The organism is Providencia sp. PROV150, from assembly GCF_028481025.1.
Taxonomy (GTDB): domain Bacteria; phylum Pseudomonadota; class Gammaproteobacteria; order Enterobacterales; family Enterobacteriaceae; genus Providencia; species Providencia hangzhouensis.
Map to the genome: position 1 here is coordinate 151,588 of NZ_JAMPPJ010000003.1, position 8,180 is coordinate 159,767.

The window sequence follows — 8,180 nt, forward strand, 5'->3', positions numbered from 1 at the left end:
CGTAATTCGTCTGAAAGTCAGACAAAAAGGCACTTAAAGCAGAAAAAAAACCATCGGGTGGTTCCATTCATCAATCGTACCCTTTATTATCGCTGAACACTTCGCTTTGGCAACAGGGGCATCATAGATTTCATGCACCAATCTGTCTCATTATTTATAGGCCTACGCTATTTACGTGGGCGTGCTGCGGATAAATTTGGGCGTTTCGTATCCAGTTTATCTGCTATTGGTATCACACTAGGGGTTGCGGCATTGATAACCGTCACCTCAGTGATGAATGGGTTCGAGCGATCGTTACAAGATAGCATACTTGCTTATATGCCGCAGGCAATTTTAACCTCTGCCTCTGGAAATATAGACCCAGCAAAATATCCAATATCCGATCTACAACATTTAAAGGGTGTCAGCCAGATCGCACCTATTGTGCAATCTGATGTGGTATTACAAAGCCGAACCAATGTTGGCGTGGGCGTTATGGGGGGAATCGACCCCGAAGAATCTTCGCTGTTATTGGATAAACTGGTTGTCGGGCAACGCAATGACCTCAAAGAAGGCAGTTATAATGTTTTTCTCGGGAATAAACTTGCAGAAACACTCGGGGTAAAACGTGGTGATGAGGTTCGCTTAATTATTCCAGGCGTGAGTCAGTTAACACCGATGGGGCGCATTCCAAGTCAGCGCCTATTTACTGTGGCTGGTATTTTCCAAACAAATGGGGAAGCGGATACGAGTGAGCTGGTCGTGGCACAACAAGATGCCGCACGTATGCTTCGTTATCCCGCAGGCCACATTACTGGGTGGCGCTTATATTTAGATGAGCCTTTACAAGTTGACGTTCTAAGTCAGCAAGCGTTACCAGATGGCTTAGTATGGAAAGACTGGCGGGAGCGTAAAGGGGAGTTTTTCCAAGCCGTTCGCATGGAAAAAAATATGATGGGCTTATTGCTTAGCTTAATTATCGCAGTGGCGGCATTTAATATTATTACCTCGCTATCACTGTTAGTGATGGAAAAGCAAGGTGAAGTGGCTATTTTAAAAACCCTAGGCCTCAAACGTTGGCGTATTTTAATGATATTTATGATCCAAGGCGCTGGAGCGGGGGTGATTGGCTCACTCATTGGCACGATATTAGGCACGATACTTTCTAGTCAACTGAATGTCATTATGCCGCTGATCGGTTTATTACCCAAAGGCGTCTCTTTACCTATTGTGCTTGATTACTCTGGTATTTTAATTATTGCACTAAGTGCAATGCTGATTTCTCTGCTGGCAACGCTTTATCCTTCTTGGCGTGCAGCAGCGGTTCAACCTGCTGAGGCTTTACGTTATGAATAAACAACCACTTCTGGTCTGTGAAAAATTAAGCAAAACATATCAAGAAGGGACATTGTCGACGCAAGTGTTGAAAAATGTCAGTTTTTCCATGGGGCGTGGGGAAATGATGGCCATCGTGGGAAGTTCTGGTTCAGGTAAAAGTACCTTATTGCATTTATTGGGTGGCCTAGATACCCCTTCAGAAGGGAATGTTATCTTTCGTGGACAGCATATAAATCAATTAACCTCAGATGAGCGTGCTGCTATTCGTAATAAAGATCTCGGTTTTATTTATCAATTCCATCACCTTTTACCGGATTTTACTGCCCTTGAAAATGTGGCAATGCCTTTATTAATTGGGGGGATTGCGAAAGAAACTGCGTTTTCTAAAGCAACTGAAATGTTAGAGGCAGTTGGGTTAGCACATCGGGCAGGGCATCGGCCTTCTGAATTATCAGGGGGAGAGCGCCAGCGTGTTGCTATTGCAAGGGCGTTAGTGAATGAGCCAGCACTGGTTTTGGCAGATGAGCCGACAGGTAACCTTGATTTACGTAATGCAGATGCCATTTTTGAGTTGTTGGGTGAATTAAACCGAACACAGCGAACCGCATTTTTAGTCGTCACCCATGATATGACTCTGGCTCGGCGGTTATCCCGCCAATTGGAAATGCGAGATGGGCATTTGCAACAGGAAATTACCTTGGGGGCTCGGTAATGTCTAAATTGCCTCTTTCACTAGTCACGGCGCTGCGTTTCAGCCGTGGTCGACGCCGAACAGGGATGGTTTCGTTAGTCTCGATAGTTTCAACGTTGGGGATTGTTCTTGGGGTCGCGGTGCTAATTATCGGTTTAAGCGCAATGAATGGCTTTGAACGCGAATTAAATAACCGTGTGTTATCTGTTGTTCCCCATGGGCAAATTTTTGCTGTTAAGCCACCGTATAAAAATTTGGAGTTTGCTGAGCAAGTTATCCGTAAAACGCCCGGTGTAGAAGGTGTTAGCCCTTACATCAATTTTACGGGGTTACTTGAACGTGGTGCAAATTTAAAAGCAATTCAAGTCATGGGGGTTTCACGAGAAACTCAGCCACAAGTCAGTGCGTTACCTCAGTTCATTCTCAATGATGCTTGGCAACATTTTGATGCAGGCAAACAATCAATTATTTTAGGCCAAGGTGTGGCGGATGCATTGAATGTGAAGGTTGGGGACTGGGTCACAATCATGATCCCAAATACCGATGCTAGCTTGAAAATTCAACAGCCTAAGCGTATTCGTGTACAGGTGACGGGTATTTTTAAACTTAGTGGTTTGCTCGATCACCAGTTAGCACTCGTTCCTCTCGCAGATGCACAGGAATATCTCGACTATGGGGATGGTGTGACAGGGTTTGAAATCAAAGCAACAGACCCATTTATTGCCGATCAAGTCGTTTATGATGCAGGCTTGAAAACAATGCATCATGTCGTTGTAAAAAGTTGGATAGGCGATTATGGCTATATGTATAATGATATTCAAATGGTTAGAAGTATCATGTACTTAGCTATGATATTGGTGATTGGCGTTGCGTGTTTTAATATTGTTTCTACCCTTGTTATGGCAGTTAAAGATAAAAGTAGTGATATCGCTGTATTGCGTACCTTAGGGGCAAAAGATAGGCAAATTCGTGCTATTTTCTTATGGTATGGCTTGTTGGGTGGCCTTGTTGGTTCATTGATTGGCGTTGTGCTTGGGGTCGTCATATCATTAAATCTAACACCCATGATTAAGGTGGTAGAGGCTATTGTTGGCCATCCAATTTTATCGGGTGATGTTTATTTTATTGACTTTTTACCTTCTGAATTGCATGTCATGGATGTGGTTTATGTTTTAATTACAACCATTGTATTGAGCTTACTAGCTAGTTGGTATCCTGCTCGTAGGGCAAGCAAATTAGACCCTGCACGTATTCTTAGCGGGCAATAGCTATTAGGGTTATAGGGTTAGAGAGCCAATGGTTTTTAGGAGACAATTCTAAAAATTTATTGGCTCTTCCTATGATTACTGCGCAGCTAAAAACATCTGCTTATAACTACGAGTTTCCACCATTTCTTCTGTAAATCCATATTGCTTGGCGGTCGCCATCAATTTTTGATATAGAGCTTCAAGTAAATCCTGTTCATCTGTCATAATGGCAAATTCAGCAAACCAGCCGATCCCACTAAGGTGGTCAATTGTAATGTGGATGTCATTCAGGAAATAAATGCTTCTTATTTTAGTTGTGGTTAAGTAGCAATGATATCCCAGTGTCGTTAACATGTTTTGTACATGGCGGCAGTCATCAATATTAATGGCTTTGCATTCAGAAGCTCCAGGCCCTTTAACTATCCATAATTTTATGCCTGATGGCACCATTTCACGTACACACATACTGACGCCATTGTCAGCTAGTGGTAGATGCGGGTTTTCATAGAAACAATCTGTTTCTGTATTATTTTCCGTAAAGGGTTCAGCTAAGTCGGCCTTTATTTTATGCAGAAAAGTGTCGGGGTCCGGTAAATGAAATTTAATTTCAGCTTCATATTTACCGACAAAATGTTGGCTCATGTAAAGTTCCTTGGTACTAACCTTCAGGATAATGATGGTAACACAAAGCGAAAATAGACGAGGGAGATAAAGATGAGGTTAGCGAATAAGTAAGTGCCTAGGTGTTTAAATTAGGCACTTTTAGCATACATTCTACTGGTTATTTTTTTGTCATTTTATCTAGATAACCCATAACGAATGCAGATAATACAAAGGTTAAATGGATAACGACATACCACATCAACTTGTCATTTGAGACACTTTTCAAGTCCATGAAGATTTTTAATAGGTGAATGGAGGAAATAGCAACAATGGAAGCCGCGACTTTATTTTTTAATGATGAAGCATCCATTTTACCTAGCCAGCCTAGTTTTTCACTGCTATCAGGGATATCCATTTGGGAGACAAAGTTCTCATAACCTGAAAACATCACCATCACCAATAACCCACCGACTAATGCCATATCAATCAATGATAATAGCGTCAAAATTAAGTCAGCTTCAGGAATTGAAAGGATATTTGGCAAAATATGGTATAGCTCTTGAAAGAACTTAATGGTTAAAGCCAATAGTGTCAGTGAAAGCCCAAAATAAATAGGCGCTAAAATCCAACGTGAAGCATACATCGCTCTTTCAAAAAACTTTTCCATGAAACCCCTTTTAGTGGTGAATTAGCAACACAGTAAAATCTGCGAGGCGTATTTTAACTGCACGGGGAGTGAACGAGAAAGGTTTTTTTATTGTTTTACAGTTACGAACGTTTTATGGCGAATTTATGAAATATTAGTGTCATTTTTATGAATAAAAAGTGACAAAATCGATGCCTTTGATATTTTTATTTGCATTCAGCAAGATGATGCGTTTTAGTATGTTAACATTTAGATAATGTCATCAGTGCTGGTAAGGAAATAGTTAGTATGCCAATAAAGTATATACTTGGAGCTTGATTATTTTAAAAATTTCAAACAATCAGCGTTTATAAGTTTGTGTCGTAATGACATGATAAAAACAATTAATATTTAACATGATATAAGTTTATTGGTTATATGGATGAAAGGAAGCTTTGATGTTGCGATTTCGTTATAGGTTGAAAAAAGCTCGTAAGAATAAATGTATACGCCGCCAGCGACTTCGTAACCGGTCTTTTTATATAGATAATAGATTGGGTAATATGAAAAATGTCAATATTGTCGTTTTAACAGGAGCAGGTATTTCAGCCGAATCTGGGATCCAAACATTCCGTTCTGCGGATGGTTTATGGGAAGAGCATCGCGTTGAAGATGTGGCAACGCCTGAAGGTTTCGAACGTAACCCTAAATTAGTACAACGTTTTTATAATGAGCGACGTCGGCAGTTACAGCAAGAAAATATTAAACCTAATGCTGCTCACTATGCACTTGCACAGCTTGAAGAAATTTTTGGTGACCGCTTTTTGTTAATTACACAAAATATAGACAATTTACATGAAAGAGCGGGAAGCCAGCGGGTTATCCATATGCATGGTGAACTATTAAAAGTTCGCTGTAATTGGTCAAATCAAGTATTGGAGTGGAAAGGGGATTTATCGGTCGATGACCGCTGTCATTGTTGCCAATTCCCTCAGCCACTGAGACCCCATATTGTTTGGTTTGGTGAAATGCCAATTGGAATGGATTATATTTATCAATCCCTTGAATCTGCGACCATTTTTATCTCTATTGGAACCTCTGGCCATGTGTACCCTGCTGCAGGCTTTGTTCATGAAGCTAAATTACATGGGGCACATACGGTCGAACTGAATTTAGAGCCTAGCCAAGTGGAAAGTGAGTTCGATGAAAAACACTATGGTTTAGCCAGCAAAGTCGTTGTTGAATATATCAATAAGCTTATTACTGAGTTACAGGTTAAAAATACCGCGCAATAAGCTTTCAATACATAACATTATAAGGGGAAACGTATTGTTTCCTCTTATAGGTTAGACGTTTGTATCCATCATGGCTGGCATCGTAATCTCTTTGACGCAGGTTGCATTGCTCGTATTGGCGATAAAACGCACGGCATTGACAACGTCTTGTAATGGGATCAATTGCCCATGACTTTTTTCAATGACTTCGTCAACGGGGGTAGTGAGTGGATACTCAGTCGCTAAATAACCTAAATTTATAACCGATATTGCTATTTTATCTTCCCGTAATGTTTCTCTTAACGATTGAGCTATTCCCCTGATGGCATATTTGGTAGCAGAAAAGGTGACTTCCTTGCCATTATGATTATCTAAACCCCATGTGGAACCAATCAATATAATCTTGCTATTTTTCGCTAAACGCAAATTGGGTAACAGTGCTTTTAAGTTCAATAAACAGGCGCTGATATTAGTCTGAACCATATTCAGCAGCTCTATGTCATCAGTCGATTCAAATTGGTACTCTTCACTAAAAGCGAGTTTCTCCCATATACCCACATTATAAATTAAGGTATGAATAGGTTGACTCTGAATAACAGACTTAATGGAATTCGCGCTATTAATGTCATTTAAATCAGCAGGGATCCACGTAAAATTAGTTTGCTCAAAAGGAGGTTTTGAGCGAGAAACACCGTAAATATGGTCTGTATTTTCAGGGAATCCTTCGACTAATGCCTTACCTAATCCTTTGCTAACACCATAAATTAAACATGTTTTTGACATGAATTTTCCTATAAACGAGTAAAATTTTGTTTTGTTTATTATTAGCTAGTAAATAAAATAATAAGGCTTCATATATAGCATACTATTTCAATTTAATGATTGATGATTAGTGTAGTGGATGAATGATATTTAACCAAATGGTGTGCTTTTAGGTAACAAATAAATAATAATCGAATAATTAATACAATTTGATTATTACCCTTATTTATTATAGGTATTGATTGCTGCAGTAATAGCCAACCTGTAAAAGATAGGCTAAAAAATAAATTTCTTTAAAGATTTATCATAAAAAATAGTGAGCATTAACAGGAAAGCTGATTTGAGACAATAATTGAATCTGTGATCTTTCCCATAATATAGGCATTGATATTTTAGGGGGAAGGGTATGGACAAACTCTTAGAGCGGTTTTTTGAATATACCGCTTTCGATACACAATCAAAGCTAAACGCAAAAACAGTACCCAGCAGTGCAGGACAGTTAAAGTTCGCTCGTGCATTAGTTAATGAACTGAATGAGTTAGGTTTTGAAAAAATAACGCTAAGCGATCAAGGTTGCGTGATGGCTTATTTACCGTCAAACGTTGATTGGGATGTTCCTACTATTGGTTTTATTTCACATTTAGACACAGCGCCTGATTTTTCAGGTAAAAATGTGAGTCCACAAGTCCTCGAAAATTATCGAGGAGGGGATATTGCGTTAGGTATTGGTGATGAAGTGCTATCCCCTGTGATGTTTCCGGTACTCCATGAAATGATTGGTAAAACGCTGATCATGACAGATGGTAAAACTTTATTGGGTGCCGATGATAAAGCGGGTATTGCAGAAATAATCACAGCCCTCGTACGTTTAAAGGAAAAAAATATTCCTCATGGTAAAATCTGTCTTGCATTTACCCCTGATGAAGAGATAGGACGCGGGGCTCGCCATATCGATTTTAAACAATTTGATGCATTGTGGGCCTATACCGTCGATGGTGGTGGAGTTGGTGAATTAGAGTATGAAAATTTTAATGCGGCTAATGTTTCCATTAAAATTGTTGGCAATAACACTCATCCCGGTACAGCTAAAGGCGTAATGGTGAATGCATTAGGGCTAGCGAACCGTATTCATTCGATGTTACCACCTGATGAAACACCTGAAAATACAGAAGGGTATGAAGGGTTTTATCATTTAACATCGTTAAAAGGTACAGTTGAAAAGGCCGAGTTGAATTATATTATTCGTGATTTTGACTTAGCAGGCTTTGAAGCTAGGAAGAAAAATATAATTCGAATTGCTGAAAAAGTTGGCGAAGGGCTGCACCCAAGCTGTTATATCGAACTGACACTTGATGATACCTATTATAACATGCATAAAGAGGTCATGAAGTACCCACATGTTATTGAATTAGCGAAACAAGCAATGCTTGATTGTGGCATTGAACCAGTTATTCAACCTGTCCGTGGTGGTACCGACGGTGCACAGCTTTCACATCGCGGTTTACCATGTCCAAATATTTTCACAGGTGGTTATAATTTCCATAGTAAACATGAGTTTATAACACAAGAAGGTATGGAGCAGGCTGTTAGTGTGATTATGCGTATTGCGGAGCTAACGGCCATTCACGCGCGGCAATCGTGATATTTTATGAGAAGTAAGA

The 8,180-nt window shown here is 39.7% G+C and carries 8 protein-coding genes; 5 read left to right on the plus strand and 3 right to left on the minus strand.

Going from position 1 to position 8,180, the window contains the following annotated elements; all coding sequences use genetic code 11:
* The first annotated feature begins 132 nt into the window (after positions 1-132).
* Genes lolC through lolE form a run of 3 tightly spaced genes read left to right on the plus strand, consistent with a single transcriptional unit; the run spans position 133 to position 3,276 of the window.
* Positions 133-1,335 (plus strand): lipoprotein-releasing ABC transporter permease subunit LolC, encoded by a 1,203-nt coding sequence (gene lolC, locus PSE83_RS03950; protein ID WP_004253308.1) that lies wholly within the window; start codon positions 133-135, stop codon positions 1,333-1,335.
* On the plus strand, positions 1,328-2,029 hold the full coding sequence (gene lolD / locus PSE83_RS03955; RefSeq protein WP_096863868.1) for a lipoprotein-releasing ABC transporter ATP-binding protein LolD: 702 nt from the start codon (positions 1,328-1,330) through the stop codon (positions 2,027-2,029). Before lolC ends, lolD begins: the two co-directional genes overlap by 8 nt.
* Positions 2,029-3,276, plus strand: coding sequence for a lipoprotein-releasing ABC transporter permease subunit LolE (gene lolE / locus PSE83_RS03960; protein ID WP_004253316.1), 1,248 nt, complete (start codon positions 2,029-2,031; stop codon positions 3,274-3,276). Before lolD ends, lolE begins: the two co-directional genes overlap by 1 nt.
* 75 nt (positions 3,277-3,351) lie before the next feature.
* Here lolE and PSE83_RS03965 read toward each other — a convergent pair whose 3' ends face one another.
* Together PSE83_RS03965 and PSE83_RS03970 are read right to left on the minus strand one after the other, a co-directional pair.
* A complete protein-coding gene (locus PSE83_RS03965; RefSeq protein WP_004253319.1) occupies positions 3,352-3,897 on the minus strand; it encodes a class IV adenylate cyclase in 546 nt (181 codons plus the stop codon).
* Positions 3,898-4,036: 139 nt separating this feature from the next.
* Positions 4,037-4,525 carry a TIGR00645 family protein gene (locus PSE83_RS03970; RefSeq protein ID WP_094960443.1) on the minus strand — a complete coding sequence of 163 codons (489 nt, stop codon included), beginning with the start codon at positions 4,523-4,525 and terminating at the stop codon, positions 4,037-4,039.
* A 419-nt stretch (positions 4,526-4,944) separates the two neighbouring features.
* On the opposite strand from PSE83_RS03970, the gene cobB reads away from it, so the two are divergent.
* Complete coding sequence (gene cobB / locus PSE83_RS03975) at positions 4,945-5,778, plus strand: Sir2 family NAD+-dependent deacetylase (protein WP_036958103.1); 834 nt, start codon at positions 4,945-4,947, stop codon at positions 5,776-5,778.
* 51 nt (positions 5,779-5,829) lie between these two features.
* On the opposite strand, the gene PSE83_RS03980 is transcribed toward cobB, so the two are convergent.
* Complete coding sequence (locus tag PSE83_RS03980; RefSeq protein ID WP_004253328.1) at positions 5,830-6,540, minus strand: SDR family oxidoreductase; 711 nt, start codon at positions 6,538-6,540, stop codon at positions 5,830-5,832.
* 385 nt (positions 6,541-6,925) lie between these two features.
* Between PSE83_RS03980 and pepT the strand changes: the two genes are divergently transcribed.
* Positions 6,926-8,161, plus strand: coding sequence for a peptidase T (gene pepT, locus PSE83_RS03985; RefSeq protein WP_004253330.1), 1,236 nt, complete (start codon positions 6,926-6,928; stop codon positions 8,159-8,161).
* Positions 8,162-8,180 lie beyond the last annotated feature (19 nt).

Coding starts and splice junctions, on each gene's coding strand:
- lolC (WP_004253308.1), top strand. CDS start 133: ATGCACCAATCTGTCTCATTATTTATAGGCCTACGCTATTTACGTGGG.
- lolD (WP_096863868.1), top strand. CDS start 1,328: ATGAATAAACAACCACTTCTGGTCTGTGAAAAATTAAGCAAAACATAT.
- lolE (WP_004253316.1), top strand. CDS start 2,029: ATGTCTAAATTGCCTCTTTCACTAGTCACGGCGCTGCGTTTCAGCCGT.
- PSE83_RS03965 (WP_004253319.1), bottom strand. CDS start 3,897: ATGAGCCAACATTTTGTCGGTAAATATGAAGCTGAAATTAAATTTCAT.
- PSE83_RS03970 (WP_094960443.1), bottom strand. CDS start 4,525: ATGGAAAAGTTTTTTGAAAGAGCGATGTATGCTTCACGTTGGATTTTA.
- PSE83_RS03980 (WP_004253328.1), bottom strand. CDS start 6,540: ATGTCAAAAACATGTTTAATTTATGGTGTTAGCAAAGGATTAGGTAAG.
- pepT (WP_004253330.1), top strand. CDS start 6,926: ATGGACAAACTCTTAGAGCGGTTTTTTGAATATACCGCTTTCGATACA.